The sequence below is a fragment of the Sulfuricurvum sp. genome, assembly GCF_023250475.1.
Taxonomy (GTDB): domain Bacteria; phylum Campylobacterota; class Campylobacteria; order Campylobacterales; family Sulfurimonadaceae; genus Sulfuricurvum.
The window spans coordinates 1-14,161 of sequence record NZ_JAHFAQ010000052.1 but is presented as its reverse complement, the minus strand read 5'-3'; the positions used below and the strand labels follow the sequence as shown (position 1 = coordinate 14,161).

General features: G+C 45.2%; 13 protein-coding genes and 1 pseudogene. 11 read left to right on the top strand and 3 right to left on the bottom strand.

What is annotated here, in order from left to right; all coding sequences use genetic code 11:
• From Q0C19_RS06435 to Q0C19_RS06425, 3 genes and pseudogenes are all read left to right on the top strand, one after another.
• Positions 1–539 (top strand): annotated as a pseudogene (locus Q0C19_RS06435) (pyruvate:ferredoxin (flavodoxin) oxidoreductase); the annotation flags it as partial.
• Positions 539–1,534, top strand: coding sequence for a dihydroorotate dehydrogenase-like protein (locus Q0C19_RS06430; protein WP_295054089.1), 996 nt, complete (start codon positions 539–541; stop codon positions 1,532–1,534). The pseudogene Q0C19_RS06435 and the gene Q0C19_RS06430, both read left to right, overlap by 1 nt.
• 49 nt (positions 1,535–1,583) lie before the next feature.
• Positions 1,584–2,204 (top strand): DUF502 domain-containing protein, encoded by a 621-nt coding sequence (locus tag Q0C19_RS06425; RefSeq protein WP_295054086.1) that lies wholly within the window; start codon positions 1,584–1,586, stop codon positions 2,202–2,204.
• Here the strand turns inward: Q0C19_RS06425 and Q0C19_RS06420 are convergent.
• Together Q0C19_RS06420 and Q0C19_RS06415 are read right to left on the bottom strand one after the other, a co-directional pair.
• On the bottom strand, positions 2,167–3,264 hold the full coding sequence (locus Q0C19_RS06420) for a trypsin-like peptidase domain-containing protein (protein ID WP_295054085.1): 1,098 nt from the start codon (positions 3,262–3,264) through the stop codon (positions 2,167–2,169). The genes Q0C19_RS06425 and Q0C19_RS06420 overlap by 38 nt on opposite strands.
• 2 nt (positions 3,265–3,266) lie before the next feature.
• Complete coding sequence (locus Q0C19_RS06415; protein WP_295054083.1) at positions 3,267–4,595, bottom strand: hypothetical protein; 1,329 nt, start codon at positions 4,593–4,595, stop codon at positions 3,267–3,269.
• Positions 4,596–4,713: 118 nt separating this feature from the next.
• Between Q0C19_RS06415 and pyrH the strand changes: the two genes are divergently transcribed.
• The 6 genes from pyrH to Q0C19_RS06385 are packed head-to-tail and all read left to right on the top strand — an operon-like array spanning position 4,714 to position 11,754.
• Positions 4,714–5,424 (top strand): UMP kinase, encoded by a 711-nt coding sequence (pyrH, locus tag Q0C19_RS06410; RefSeq protein WP_295054080.1) that lies wholly within the window; start codon positions 4,714–4,716, stop codon positions 5,422–5,424.
• A 12-nt stretch (positions 5,425–5,436) separates the two neighbouring features.
• Complete coding sequence (locus Q0C19_RS06405; protein ID WP_295054092.1) at positions 5,437–5,658, top strand: DNA-directed RNA polymerase subunit omega; 222 nt, start codon at positions 5,437–5,439, stop codon at positions 5,656–5,658.
• Positions 5,659–5,679: 21 nt separating this feature from the next.
• Complete coding sequence (locus Q0C19_RS06400; protein WP_295054078.1) at positions 5,680–7,839, top strand: RelA/SpoT family protein; 2,160 nt, start codon at positions 5,680–5,682, stop codon at positions 7,837–7,839.
• 3 nt (positions 7,840–7,842) lie between these two features.
• Positions 7,843–9,069, top strand: a complete 1,227-nt coding sequence (tyrS, locus tag Q0C19_RS06395; RefSeq protein ID WP_295054075.1) for a tyrosine--tRNA ligase — start codon at positions 7,843–7,845, stop codon at positions 9,067–9,069.
• Positions 9,066–10,157 (top strand): nitronate monooxygenase family protein, encoded by a 1,092-nt coding sequence (locus Q0C19_RS06390; RefSeq protein ID WP_295054073.1) that lies wholly within the window; start codon positions 9,066–9,068, stop codon positions 10,155–10,157. The genes tyrS and Q0C19_RS06390 overlap by 4 nt, the downstream gene beginning before the upstream one ends.
• A gap of 7 nt (positions 10,158–10,164) precedes the next feature.
• On the top strand, positions 10,165–11,754 hold the full coding sequence (locus Q0C19_RS06385) for an N-acetylmuramoyl-L-alanine amidase (RefSeq protein ID WP_295054071.1): 1,590 nt from the start codon (positions 10,165–10,167) through the stop codon (positions 11,752–11,754).
• Here Q0C19_RS06385 and galU read toward each other — a convergent pair.
• Positions 11,751–12,575 (bottom strand): UTP--glucose-1-phosphate uridylyltransferase GalU, encoded by an 825-nt coding sequence (galU, locus tag Q0C19_RS06380; protein WP_295054069.1) that lies wholly within the window; start codon positions 12,573–12,575, stop codon positions 11,751–11,753. The two genes, Q0C19_RS06385 and galU, sit on opposite strands and share 4 nt — an antisense overlap.
• Positions 12,576–12,688: 113 nt before the next feature.
• On the opposite strand from galU, the gene Q0C19_RS06375 reads away from it, so the two are divergent.
• Entirely contained in the window at positions 12,689–13,309 is a 621-nt protein-coding gene (locus Q0C19_RS06375) for a hypothetical protein (protein ID WP_295054066.1), read from the top strand.
• A gap of 87 nt (positions 13,310–13,396) precedes the next feature.
• Positions 13,397–14,161 (top strand): PAS domain S-box protein (locus tag Q0C19_RS06370; protein ID WP_295054063.1); only part of this gene is annotated, 765 nt, incomplete at its 3' end.

The window sequence follows — 14,161 nt, the reverse complement described above, 5'->3', positions numbered from 1 at the left end:
CCGGAGGGCAGCAGTCTAAAGCAACGATGACGGGGGCGGTGGCAAAATTCGCCGCAGGCGGGAAAGCGGGCCTCCCCAAAGACCTTGCCGCGATGGCCATTGCCTATGAAAACGTGTATGTCGCAAAAGTCGCTATGGGGGCAAATGATACTGCAACGCTCAAAGCATTTGTCGAAGCGGAGCGATATGACGGTCCCTCCATCATCATCGCCTATTCGCACTGCGTAGCGCACGGATATGATTTGAAATACGGGTTTGATCAGCAAAAACGGGCTGTTGATAGCGGTCTATGGCCGATTTTCCGATTCAATCCCGATAAAATAAAAGCGGGTGAAAACCCGATGATATTGGATTATAAAGGACCGAAAATCGATGTCAAAGATTTCATGTACCGTGAGACAAGGTTTAAAATGGTCGAGAAGATGAATACCCTCTCCGCAACAACATATTTGGAAACAGCGGCACATACGGCACACTCTCTCTATGCACGTTACAAAAATCTGTATGAGTATTATCAACCTACACAGGAGGAAGAATAATGGATCTCTCAACATCTATATTGGGGCTGAAGCTCAAGAACCCTCTTATTGCAAGTGCATCGCCGCTGACCGGATCGCTGGAGAGTATTAAAAAACTTGAAAATAACGGTATCTCGGCAGTCATCGTCCACTCTTTGTTTGAAGAGGAGATTAATCATGAGATTCATCAGATTGATCATTTTCTTCATATTAACAACGATTCAAATGCTGAAGGGACCAGCTATCTTCCGAGTGAAGTCGATTTTGACAATCTTCAGGCCGATCAGTATCTTGAGAAGATTCGGCGGATCAAAGAGGGTGTTTCAATTCCGGTCATTGCCTCATTGAACGGTGTTTCATCAGGGGGATGGGTCTGTTTTGCGAAGAAACTTCAAGATACGGGTGCCGATGCTCTGGAACTTAATATCACCTACATCCCTACATCGCTGGAGTTGGAAGGGTATGCGGTTGAACAGATGTATGTTGATACCGTAGCGACGGTGGCAGAGCAGATCAGCATTCCCCTGAATGTGAAAATGAACCCCTGTTTTTCCAATCCGGCGAATATGGCAAAACGGTTTGTCGAAGCGGGAGCCAAAGGGTTGAGCCTTTTTGATAATCCCACTTTGGTGGATGTCGATTTGGAGCTGCTCACCCCTTTGCAGAGAGCGAATATCACGTCGTCCGGGCGTTTAAGCGAAACACTTCGGTGGTGCGCTATTCTCTATAAAAAGCTCTCCTGTTCGCTGTGTGCCAATACGGGAATCCACACGGGAGAGGATGTCCTGAAAGCGATTATGAGCGGAGCAGATGCGGCAGCTTTAGCCTCGGTACTTTTGATTAAAGGCGAGGATGAAATTAAACAGATACTAAGTGATATGGGTGAATGGATGGAGAAACACGAGTACGAATCGATTTCTCAGATGAAAGGGTCTATTTCGTTGATACATACCGACAACCCCTCCATATATGAGCGTAACTCCTACATGTACGCATTGCAACATTATCGCCGATAGAGAGTGCTCAATACTGTATAATTACTCATAATAAAAAAGGGTTCCTTTGATGAGTACAAAAATTAGATTATTGTTGCGTTATATTTTTGTCGGAGCACTCTCCTTATTCCCCTTGATTTTAGTGATTGTTGTTGTCAACTATCTCAAAAATTTGGGAATCAGCGCTTATCTCTCCTTGCACGATTATACCGATTCGTTTGAATTGACATTGGCATTGATGGCCGGGGTTGTCGCTGTTTTTGCCGTTCTCGGGTTTTCAATTGAGAAATACGGACGGTCGATTTTTGTCTCGATGATCGACAGTACCTTTGAAAAAATTCCCGCGATTCGTTCGGTTTATTCGGTCTCTAAAAAACTGGCCGCGATGCTCAGCGGCGGTGAAGACGGGACGAAAAAAGAGGTCGTGCTGGTCGAATATCCCAAAGAGGGATTATGGGTTCCGGCATATCTGCTCAACCGTCATGAGAATATCTGTGTACTCTTTATCCCCACTTCCCCGAATCCTACGAGCGGATATACGGTGCTCGTGGATGAAGTGCTGATTAAAAAGACGTCGCTCTCTCTTCAGGAAGCTTCGTCGTTCATTATCAGTATGGGAGCCGATTTCCCCCAAAAAGAAAACGTTTCAGGACTTATTCAAACTCATCAAACTTCGGTTCAGGGGCTTTAAACTCTTCAATGAGAAGCTTTTGATAGCGGGGCGCGCTATCGAAAAGTTTTTGCAGTGCGAGGGTACCGTGTGTTTGACTGAGGGATGAATCCACTATGATATAGGAGAGATAAACAGTGTTTTCGTTAATTGAAAACTGCAATTTCTCTAACGTGCTATTCTCCCCTAATAAATAATCGTACAGAGCTTCGATATTCTCCTGTGGAATACGGCAGAGTGCGGAATCGGCAATAATGATGCCGTTATCGTAGTAGTTGATATCGATCCGGGTGGAACCCATGTCAAAACGCCAGCTTCGCTGACTTCGGCGCGAGAGGGTGACGTTGACTTCCAGTGTTTCTAAAATCTTCTCGATCAGGGCTACGATACCGGAGGGTTTATACCCCTCACGTCTTCGTTTGGCAACTTCGAGTTTAGTACCGCATTTGGGACAATAATCGTTTTGAATAGAGAGTTCCGCAATCAGATTTTTACAGGAACCGCATCGGATGACATCTTCGGTTTTCAGCGCACCAAACTGATCCAGTGCCTCTTTGAGGGTGTATGAGGGGAGGGCGAACCCCAAATTATTGGAGTTTTGGATAATAAAAGTATTGACACCGATCACTTCTGCCGATTCATTTAAGAGCGGCCCTCCGCTGTTTCCGGGATTGATGGCGGCATCAAACTGGATGTATTCGACTTCCCCCTGCAAACGGGATGCTTTGGAGACGATCCCCTCGGTGGTAGAGTAGTTCAGTCCGTAGGGATGTCCGATGGCGATGACGCCGTCTCCGTCTTGAACCGGGAGTTCGGAGAGGATCAAAGGATTTTTGCACTCAATAGGGAGGGGGGAGCGGATAAACGCCAGATCAAAGGCCGGATCGTCATAAATGACCGTTCCGATTGTTTTCGGAAGGGTTTTGGTGCTGATAAGCACCTCTTTCAGCCCGCTGACGACATGCGAGTTGGTAATGATAAGCTCCCCGATGAGAAAACCGCTTCCGCTTCCGTAGGGGTTGGTAATTTGGACGATGCTTTCAATCGTCTGTTCGACCATTTTTTGGGTAGCTGTATTCACATTTACACTTCCGTATAATCGAGATTTTTGATTTGAAGATAAAAGCTTTGGCTGAAATGGTCCAAATCACTGTAATTGAGGTGTTCGGAAAAATTGTTAAGCCCTTTATAACGGCTCATATACGGCTCAACCGATTCTCGGATACGCTGGGCGATAAGGTTTTCTTTAAACGTTTTGGTATGCGGGTCGTAGAGCGGTGTCTCTCCGGCAGCTTTGAAAAAATCGGAGGCGTACACTTCGACATGCAGATGAAGCAGGGAACGCAATGAGGGGTGAAGACCGTAGTTGTAAAGAATATAGAGGGAAATATAGCGGTAAATTACGGTGATGACGTAGTTTGAGCGGTTGTTTTTGTACCACCAAACTTTTCCCAGCGACTCATCGATAAAAGCGGCGATTTCATCATGCATTGCCTGTTCAAACGGAGAAAAAGTATAGGAAGCGTCGTAAAACTGTGTTGCAAACGACTCGATGTCCATTGTTTCGAGCTCGCTCAGATATTGTTCCAGATCGGCATTCTTATCTTCGGTCAGTTTCTCATCATCCATGAAGTAGCCGTTGATTTTTTCACTGATATTTTTGGCCATTTTTTTGTGGGGGAGGAAGAGATAATCGATCTGAAGGAGGAGTGCGAGATAGCTAAACGAGGTCATTCCGGTATTGTCGTTGGATAAAAGGCCGATGAGGCTTTGTCGTGTTGTTTGTATCCATTGCTGCATAAAAGCGTAATTTGTTTCGATCTTTTCTCGGGGAATACTGAGGAGATGCGCTGTATCCAAAAGAACCGATTCATCAAACTCTCCGGCGATAAACTCTTTTTCAAAATCGGCATTCAGGGCGATTTCACGGATAGGATAGAAGATTTTCTGAGGGGTGATCGTTGCATTGTCAAGCCGTATGGAGAGCTTGATAATTCCGTCTGCGTCACTGAAACGACAGTAGGTCAGTTGAAAATCCCGTTCTAAAAATCGGCGTTTGATGGCAACATGAAGCTCCTTGCTCAAAGCGATATCGGCATACGCTTCAAGTGAGGTTGCCGTTACGACCCCTTTGATGTGAGCATAACCCTGATAAAGGTTAAAGTGAAGAGAATCCTGTGCGCGCTCGATACTCAGATGCGGGGAGGGGAAATTACTCTCCTGATGGATGATAGAGGATAAAAAATAGTCGTAACCGCTGAGTATATCGCAGTTAACCAAGGCTTCGGAAGCGTTCTCGAAGAGTTCTTTTTCTTGAGGATTCGGAAGGGCATGGATTCCTCTTCCATAGAGCGGGGCGCGATGCATCGGCAGCGGAGCAAACCAGTTTCTAAAGGTATCGAATAGATTCACTCCGTATTTTCCTTCTCTTATAATTTGCTTAGTGTAATCAAAGCAACCTTAAAGCGACAATAAAGTATAATGCCCCTAATTTAAAAGGGCACATCAAAGATGCTTTGTAGGGAGTTGTATGGGCTATAAACGTGTTTTGGTAAAATTCTCCGGTGAGGCATTGGCCGGTGAAAACGGTCACGGTATCGATACGAAAATTCTAAAATTCATTGCCGGCGAGATTAAAACGCTCGTCGATGCAGGGATCGAAGTGGGTATCGTTATCGGCGGCGGAAACATCATTCGCGGTGTAACGGCTGCGGCGGATGGAATTATCCGTCGAACCTCAGGTGATTACATGGGGATGTTGGCAACCGTGATTAACGCGATTGCGATGCAGGAAGCTTGTGAACACGAGGGGATGCTCGTGCGTGTCCAAAGTGCGATCAAAATGGAACAAATTGCGGAAGCGTTTATTGTCCGCCGCGCAACTCGCCATTTAGAACGCGGTCGTGTGGTAATTTTTGCCGCAGGGACAGGAAACCCGTTCTTTACGACCGATACGGCCGCAACACTTCGTGCCATTGAAATCGGTGCTGAAGTGATTATCAAAGCAACCAAAGTCGACGGTGTTTACGACAAAGACCCTAAAAAATTCGATGATGCGATCAAGCTTCCGAGCCTCGGATACGAGCAAGCGCTGCAAGATCATATCAAAGTGATGGATGACACCTCTATCGCGTTGGCCAAAGAGAATAAACTGCCGATCATCGTGTGCGATATGTTCACGCCGGGGAATCTTCTCGAAATTATTCAGGGCAACTTAACCCGTTGTTCTATTGTAAAATAAACCAAAAGGATCATTGACATGAGACTCGAACAACTTACTGCAAAAGCACTTGAAACTGCTAATATCGACCGTTACCAATTGGCTATTGCTGTGGCAAAACGCTCAGAAGAGCTCCTTAACGGAGCAACAACGAAACTTAACGTAGATGTAAAAAAAGCCAAAACGGCTGATATCGCTTTGATGGAGATTGCTGAAGGGCATATCACGATCAAAGGTTTTGTAGACAAAGACTAATTTTACTAAAAAGCGGCATCATTGAATACCATCGACATAGAAAACGTAATCGGAATCAATGATGTGGAGGGTGCTATCGCGCACCTCTATAAACATATACCCTCTTCCAATGCAATCCAAAACGCCCTTACCTTTTCACAACAGGCCCACCATAATCAGTTTCGTAAAAGCGGTGAAGCCTATATTGTCCATCCGGTTTTAGTCGCATCGATTGTTGCGAATATGACGGGCGATGAGGCGATGGTTATTGCCGCGTTGCTGCATGACGTGGTGGAAGATACCCATATCACAATCGATGAAATCTCACGTGATTACGGGGACGATGTTGCCCATTTGGTAGAGGGATTGACGAAGATCGATACGATTAGAGATGCTCAGTTGATTCCGTCGAACTCCGATGAAAAACTGGTCGTTTCGGCGTTGTCGTTTCGAAAAATGCTTATAGCCTCGATTGAAGACGTTCGGGTATTGGTGGTCAAGCTGTGTGATCGTCTTCACAATATGCTAACGTTAGGGGCTTTGGCTCCTGTCAAACAGCATCGTATCGCTGAAGAGACTCTGGTTGTTTATGCTCCGATTGCAAGCCGTTTGGGGATCTCTTTTCTCAAAAATCATTTGGAAGATTTGAGTTTTCAATACCTCTTTAGTGAAGAGAAGCAAGCCATCGATATGTACTTTGAGGAAAATTTCCGATCTATCAATGCCCGTTTAAGCGATTTTTGCGAAAAATTGACCAAAATGATGTTGGAAAACGGCTTCAATGAAGATGATTTCGAGATTCTCAGCCGTGTTAAACACCACTACTCCATTTATCTTAAAATGCAGCGAAAAGGGATCAGTATTGATGAGATACTTGACCTTTTGGCAGTTCGAATATTGGTCAAAAAGCCGATCGACTGTTACCGTGTTTTAGGGTTGGTGCATCTGAATTTTCAACCGCTTTCCTCGCGCTTCAAAGACTATATTGCGATTCCCAAAGAGAACGGATATCAGACGCTTCATACCAGTGTGTTCGACTCCACAGCAATTTTTGAAGTTCAGATCCGCACCTACGAGATGCACAAAACGGCGGAGCTCGGTGTTGCGGCACACTGGAAATACAAAAGCGGCGGAAATAACCCGATCAGTCTCGACTGGCTCCATAATCTTCAGTATCAAAATGAATCGGTCGAAGCGTTTTACGAACTGATCAAAAATGATCTTTTCAGCGAAGATATCAGTGTCTTTTCACCGAAAGGAAAACCCTTTACCCTCCCTCGAGGAGCGGTGGCACTCGATTTTGCCTATGCGGTACACACCGAGATCGGAGACAGTGCCGAGGGGTGTTTGATTAACAAAGAGAAAGCATCGCTTCTCAACGAATTGCACAACGGCGATATTGTTAAAATTACGACGGGATCGAAAAAGATCAACCGATGCAGCTGGATTGACGCGGTCAAAACCTCTCGTGCAAAAGCGAGTATGCGCGCGAATTGTAACCAGCGTATCAAAGCGATTGATACGGAAACCGGTGTCAATATTTTGAGCACGGTTTTTAATATGGACCCGGTCCGAATTGAAGAGCTGTTTGTCCAAACGCATCTTGAAGAGCAGCGTCACCGTATTCCGAGCGAGCTCGATCTGCTCAAAGAGACGGTGAACCGTTTTACTCAGGAGATGGGAGAAAATAACCGCTTTAGCGCTTTTTTATCGCGTAACCGTTTTCGACTGAAACCGTATGTTTTCGCATCGCTGGAAATCTATGCCAACAGCAGTGTCGGCGATGCGGTATTCGATTATTGCTGTCATCCGAAAACGGGGGATGAAATCGTCGCTTTTTTACAGCAGGGAAAAGCGCATATTCATCATAAAATGTGCAAAAACGCCGCAGGAATGATCGATCGGAGAGAACCGATGGTTTTCGTACGATGGAGAGCGCAGCACTATTTCCGTTACCATCTCATTATCAGCATGCAAAGTGCAAAAGGTTCCCTTGCCGATTTGCTCACCTATATGGCCAAAATGGGTGCCGATATCAACTCTATCGAGTTGGGCAAAGAGAAGTCAGAGCATACACAGTACTGCGAAATGGAATTTCAGACTCTCGAGGCGGATATCAATCGCCTTCGCTCCAAATTGGAGAAAAAAGGGAAAATAATACAATTTTTTCGGACGGATGATGCGTACCGAAGCCAAGGATAAATCATGACAAATGAAGCATTAAATGACAAAACAGTAAATGTATTAAAAGAAATATTTCGAGGTTGTGCAGAAACCATTGATGATGCACGTTTTTTTAGTTTAGTAAAAACATACTTTGAAAAAGGGGAGACATACACCGTCAAAGCGGGATTTGATCCAACCGCACCCGATTTACATTTAGGGCATACTGTATTACTTCATAAACTAGCTACGTTTCAAAAGTATGGCGGTCGTGTTCAGTTTTTGATCGGCGATTTCACCGCGCAAATCGGAGATCCTACCGGTAAAAGTGAAACGCGTAAAAAACTTCTTCCAACACAGATCGAAGAGAATGCGAAAAGCTACAAAGAACAAGTATTTAAAGTCCTTGATCCAGATAAAACGACGGTAGTTTTTAACTCAGAGTGGATTAACCCTCTAGGTGCAGCAGGGATGTTAGAGCTTACGACAACGTTCAATGTCGCCCGTATGTTGGAGAGGGATGATTTTGACAAACGTCATAAAGCAGGAATCTCTATTTCTATTAGTGAATTTCTGTATCCACTACTTCAAGGTTACGACAGTGTACACCTTAAAAGTGACATTGAGATTGGGGGGACGGATCAGAAATTCAATCTTTTGATGGGGCGTCATCTTCAAAGAGCATATCAAGTGGGTAAAGAACAAGCCGTAATGATGATGCCAATTTTAGAGGGACTGGACGGTGTTCAGAAAATGTCCAAGTCACTTGGGAACTACATCGCCGTTGCCGATGAGCCGAACGAGATGTTTGGAAAAATTCTCAGTATCAGCGATACGTTGATGTGGCGCTATTATGAACTTTTAAGTTCTCAAAGTCTTGATGAGATCGAAGCGCTTAAAGCCGGAGTTGAAAACGGCTCACTCCATCCGAAAAAAGTGAAAGAATCCCTTGCCCTCGAAATAACGGAACGTTTCCATTCACGAGATGCGGCGCTGGGTGCCCAAGCGGAGTTTGAACGGGTGCATGCGCAGAGTGAAATCCCGAGCGAAATGGATGAATTTAGTGCGGATGCTCCGATATGGATTGCCAAAGCCCTTGTCGATTGTCTTCTAAGCCCATCTACTTCACAAGCCCGTCGGGAGATTAAGCAAGGCTCTGTTAAAATCGACCAAAATAAACTAAATGATGAGCAATACCAACTTGAAGCGGGTGAATACATCCTTCAAGTGGGAAAACGAAAATTTGCGCGATTAAAGGTAACCCAATGAGTTTCAAACCAATTAAAATCGGTAAACATACCATTAAAATTCCTATCGTTCAGGGGGGAATGGGTGTCGGTATCAGCTGGGATAAGCTTGCGGGAGCGGTTTCTTCAGAAGGGGGCCTTGGGGTTATCAGTTCCGTCGGTACGGGATATTATGAAGATAAAGTGTATGCGGATAAACTCATTGCAAACCGTCCGTTGGATGCGGAAAATTTTTATTCCAAAAAAGGACTTGACGCGATTGTCAAAAATGCCCGTAAAATCTGCGGTGATGCTCCGCTAGCCTGTAATATTTTATACGCGATCAACGATTATGGCCGTGTCGTGACCGATGCGTGTGAAGCCGGTATCGATATCATTATTACGGGTGCGGGATTACCGACCAATATGCCTGAATTTACGGCAGATTATCCCGATATTGCCTTGGTTCCGATCGTCTCCTCTCCGAAAGCACTCTCGATTATCTGCAAACGATGGCAAAAGCGCTACAACCGTCTCCCTGATGCCGTAATACTTGAGGGACCTCTCAGCGGCGGTCATCAAGGGTTCACCTACGAGCAGTGTGCGATGGAAGAGTATCAACTTGAAAATCTTGTCGTTCCTGTCGTAGAAGAGGCCGCTTTATGGGGAAATATTCCCGTGATCGCAGCCGGCGGAATCTGGGATAAAAACGATATTGATGCGATGATCGCATTGGGCGCAGCGGGTGTACAGATGGGGACACGCTTTATCGGTACTTACGAGTGTGATGCTCACGATAATTTTAAAGAGGTTCTCATTGCGGCCAAAGAGGAAGATATCACGTTGATGAAATCTCCGGTCGGTTATCCGGCTCGCGGGGTAAGAACTGCCTTACGTGACCTTATCGATACCCGCACGGGTCCCTCTATCAAATGTATCTCTAACTGTGTTGCTCCGTGTAATCGCGGCGTCGAAGCCAAAGAGGTCGGTTTTTGTATCGCCGATCGACTCAGCGATGCGTATCTCGGTGATAAAGAGCTTGGGCTGTTCTTTTCAGGAAGCAACGGCTACCGAATCGACAAAATCATCTCCGTCAAAGAGTTGATGGAAAAACTAACTCAAGGGGAGTAGCTTCAGCGTGCTGATCCGTATCCTCTTTACTGTAGTGTTGATGATGGCAACCCTGATGGGGGCCACGCTGTCTGAGCGTTTGGATTCAGCCAAAAAAGCGCTGGAGAGCAGTGACGAAATTGAGCAGTTTCGCGGCTATAATGAATACAAAACCCTTTATCTGCGAGCTATGCTCGATAAAAATAGTTCGCTAGCTGCAGATGCTCTTGATGGGATCGTTCATGCAGGGGAGAAACTCGGTATTGATGTAAAGAAATATCAAGCTGATTTGGCTAAATCCAAAGGGGCGGCGAAAAAAATCGAATCTACGATAAAAACGGCTGCTGCGACAACTTATGACAGTTCGGTTCCGTCGGTTATTTACGATAAAACATTCAAACCTGCATTGGTGGCCAACAAATTTAATGCCCCTGAAAAATTCAATACTCCCGAACCGGAAAAAATGATCAAGGTCGAACCGGTTAAGGCTTCGAATGAGATCTCTTTGAGTATGCGCCATCGACTTTTAAATACACAATGGAAAGAGAAAGGGCTGGAACTTCTATTCGATACGCCGATTCAATCGTCTGAAATCCGAATGTCAAAAATTATCGAAGCGGATAAGAAACGGTTTCGTTACATTATCGATATAGATTCATCCACTCTTTCTAAAAGTCAAACGCTGGAACATCAGAATATTAACCGTGTTCAGATCGCGCAATACAATGCAAAAACGCTTCGTATTGTGATTGAACATGATCATGCTATTGCGATTAAAACAACCTCTAAGGGATCGGCTCTTTATATCGACCTCTCTTTGGAGCCGCCTAAAATTACCGCTCCTCTCGCATCAACTCCGGTGAGTAAGCCCGAGATACAAGAAGCTCCTCTTGTCGCGGCACTTCCCCCTCTTGTGACGGTAACCCCGCGAGATCGAAGCAAAAAAGTGATTGTGATCGATCCCGGGCACGGCGGAAAAGACAGCGGAGCGCTGGGTAACGGATATATGGAGAAAGATATTGTATTGCAGATGGGAAGCCAGCTTGCGGAAAAGCTTCGCGCACAGGGGTATACGGTCTATATGACACGAAGTAACGACACTTTTATCGAACTTAAAGATCGGACGAAATATGCGAATGACAAAGCGGCAGATCTTTTTATCTCTGTTCATGCCAACTCGATTCCCAAAACATCTGATCCTTCAGGGGCTCAGGGGGTTGAGACCTATTTTCTCTCTCCGACGCGGAGCGAGCGTTCCATGCGTGTTGCCGCACTCGAAAATTCCGAAGATATGGGCGAGATGGGACAATACGGCAAGCTCAGTTTTTTAAGCTTTTTGAATAAAGAGAAAATTATTGCTTCCAATAAACTGGGGATCGATTTGCAAAAAGGGATAGTTGGGAATTTGCGTAAACAGTTTCCGAATGTTCATGATAACGGAGTCAAAGAAGCCCCTTTTTGGGTCCTTGTCGGGGCGCAGATGCCGGCAGTATTGGTTGAAGTGGGATACATTAGCCATCCGGATGAATCCGCGCGCATCGCCGATGAGAAATACCAGCGATGGATGGTTGAGGGGTTGGTGGACGGTGTCGCCCACTATTTCGCAAATAACAGTTAGATCTTACTTTTCTCGTAGAAGTAGTTGGTTGCTTCGACGAACCCTTCAACGCTTCCGCAGTCAAATCGTTTTCCCTTGAATTTGTAGGCTAAAACCATCCCGTTTTGTGCTTGAGTCAGAAGGGCATCGGTGATTTGAATCTCCCCCCCTTTGCCGGCAGGAGTATTTTCGATGATTCCAAAAATATCGGGGGTGAGAATATAGCGCCCGATAATCGCCAGGTTGCTCGGTGCGACTGAGGGATCGGGTTTTTCCACCATATTTGAAATCATATAGACTCCCTCTTCGATCTCTTTCCCCTCGATAATCCCGTAGCGGTTTGTATGGCTCGGGTCAATCTCTTCGATGGCGACGATTGAGCATTTGTATTTGTTAAACAGCTCTACCATTTGAGAAAGAACGCCTCCCTCTCCGTTCCCGTCGCATAAATCATCGGCGAGGATAACGGCAAATGGCTCATTTCCGATCAATGTCTCTCCGGTTAGGATCGCGTGCCCCAACCCTTTCATCTCATTTTGGCGAGTGTAGGAAAATGTGCATTGGTCGATGAGGGAACGGATTTCCGTAAGATAATGCTCTTTATCGGACCCTTTGATCTGGTGCTCAAGCTCATAGCTGACATCAAAATGATCTTCCAAAGCCCGTTTGCCCCGTCCTGTCACGATGGCCATGGTATGCATCCCTGCACCCACCGCCTCTTCAACTCCGTATTGGATTAAAGGTTTGGTAAGGACGGGAAGCATCTCTTTGGGCATCGCTTTCGTTGCAGGTAAAAAACGGGTACCGTATCCGGCAGCAGGAAAAAGGCATTTTTTGATCATTAAGACTCCTTGAGTAGTAATGATATTTTATCACAAATAGGGAGGGCGAATCCTTTTAATACTCAGAAGAACTTTTTTGGTTACAATTGGAGATATTATATGAGGAGAAAAAGATGAAAACTATACTTAACTCAGGGTTGATTGTAGGTATGCTTTGCGCGTCGCTCAGCGCCTCTAATTTTGATATCGGTATTTCAGGCTCCGAACAAGGGATTGACGGGTTTTCTCTCTCCGTCGGAGATTATTATCGTGTCCCTCAACAAGAGATAGTAGTAATAGAGCGTTCCATTCCTCGTGATGAGATGAGTGTAGTCTATTTTTTAGCTCGCGAGTCTCATCGTGACGCGGGGTATATTACCGATTTACGCCTTCACGGAGGGAGCTGGTGGGATATTAGTTTACGTTTGGGCCTTGATCCCCGCACTCTCTATGTCATCGATAGCCATAGATACAATAGCCCCCCTTACGGTAAAGCATACGGCTATCATAAAGGGAAAAAACATCGTTTGAAAGACAGCGAAATTATTGAGCTGGTCAATGTCCGCTTCCTTTCGGATTATCATCATATCAGCTATGACGAGGTTATTGATCGGCGTCGTGGCGGTGAGCGGTATAACCGAATTGATGAGCACTATCGCGCAAAGAAGGATCGTCCCGAATATCGGAACGATGAACAGCACGATGGTAGAGGATCACACGGTGAAAAAAGTCATGGTAACGGACATGAGCACTAAAGGTATGTGTACGATTTATGTTGATGGCAGTTGAAATCATAAAGTTACATGGTATGATAAAAGAACTATTACGTTTGAGGGAAAAGTGTGCCGCAAGAGAACTCAGAATCGACACTAAAAGAGCAGTTAAAATCAAGATTGAGGGGGTCTGATCCTACCTATCGCTATTATAAATCGATTTTCCATCTAACGGATAATATGATTGCGCTAAGCAACGGATACCTGATTATAGATGCCAACAAAGCTTTTAGCGATTTTTTTACTACGATCGGGGTGGATGTTTTTGAACCCGATTTTTATCTCTCAAAACAGTTTCTCGCTATTGATAAGTACGGGTATGTGTATGAAGGGTACTTAAACGCTCCGTGGTTTAAAACGGTTTTGAGCGGCGATAAAGAGCATTACAAAGTCGGCATCAGCGGATCGGATCAAGTCCATACGTTTTCGATTTCGGTGACACTCCTCGATCCGAGTGAAGAGATTTACGTTATTACCCTCTCCGATGTCACCGATATGATGAGCTATAAATGTGCTTTGGAAGAGGGACTACGTACCAGTACGAATGAAAAAGTGGAGGCTCAGTATATCCTTTCTCAGTTCAATCAGGCCATAGATGCTTCGAATCTGGTGGCACGGTGCAATTTGGATGGAGTCATTACGTATGTAAACGATGCTTTGTGTGACACACTGCACTACACACAAGAAGAGCTTTTAGGCAAGAATATGTTGATTTTTTTTGAATCTGATAGTGCGGTGACCTGTCAAAATACGGCGTGGGGAGCCATTCAAAACGGTGAGATTTGGAAAGGTACCTTCAAAAACAAGGGCAAAGAAGGGGATATCCATTACTTT

What these genes read in the sequence shown, in the direction of transcription:
- Q0C19_RS06390 (WP_295054073.1), top strand. Translation starts at nt 9,066, where the DNA reads ATGAGTTTCAAACCAATTAAAATCGGTAAACATACCATTAAAATTCCT.
- pyrH (WP_295054080.1), top strand. Translation starts at nt 4,714, where the DNA reads ATGGGCTATAAACGTGTTTTGGTAAAATTCTCCGGTGAGGCATTGGCC.
- Q0C19_RS06430 (WP_295054089.1), top strand. Translation starts at nt 539, where the DNA reads ATGGATCTCTCAACATCTATATTGGGGCTGAAGCTCAAGAACCCTCTT.
- galU (WP_295054069.1), bottom strand. Translation starts at nt 12,575, where the DNA reads ATGATCAAAAAATGCCTTTTTCCTGCTGCCGGATACGGTACCCGTTTT.
- tyrS (WP_295054075.1), top strand. Translation starts at nt 7,843, where the DNA reads ATGACAAATGAAGCATTAAATGACAAAACAGTAAATGTATTAAAAGAA.
- Q0C19_RS06425 (WP_295054086.1), top strand. Translation starts at nt 1,584, where the DNA reads ATGAGTACAAAAATTAGATTATTGTTGCGTTATATTTTTGTCGGAGCA.
- Q0C19_RS06375 (WP_295054066.1), top strand. Translation starts at nt 12,689, where the DNA reads ATGAAAACTATACTTAACTCAGGGTTGATTGTAGGTATGCTTTGCGCG.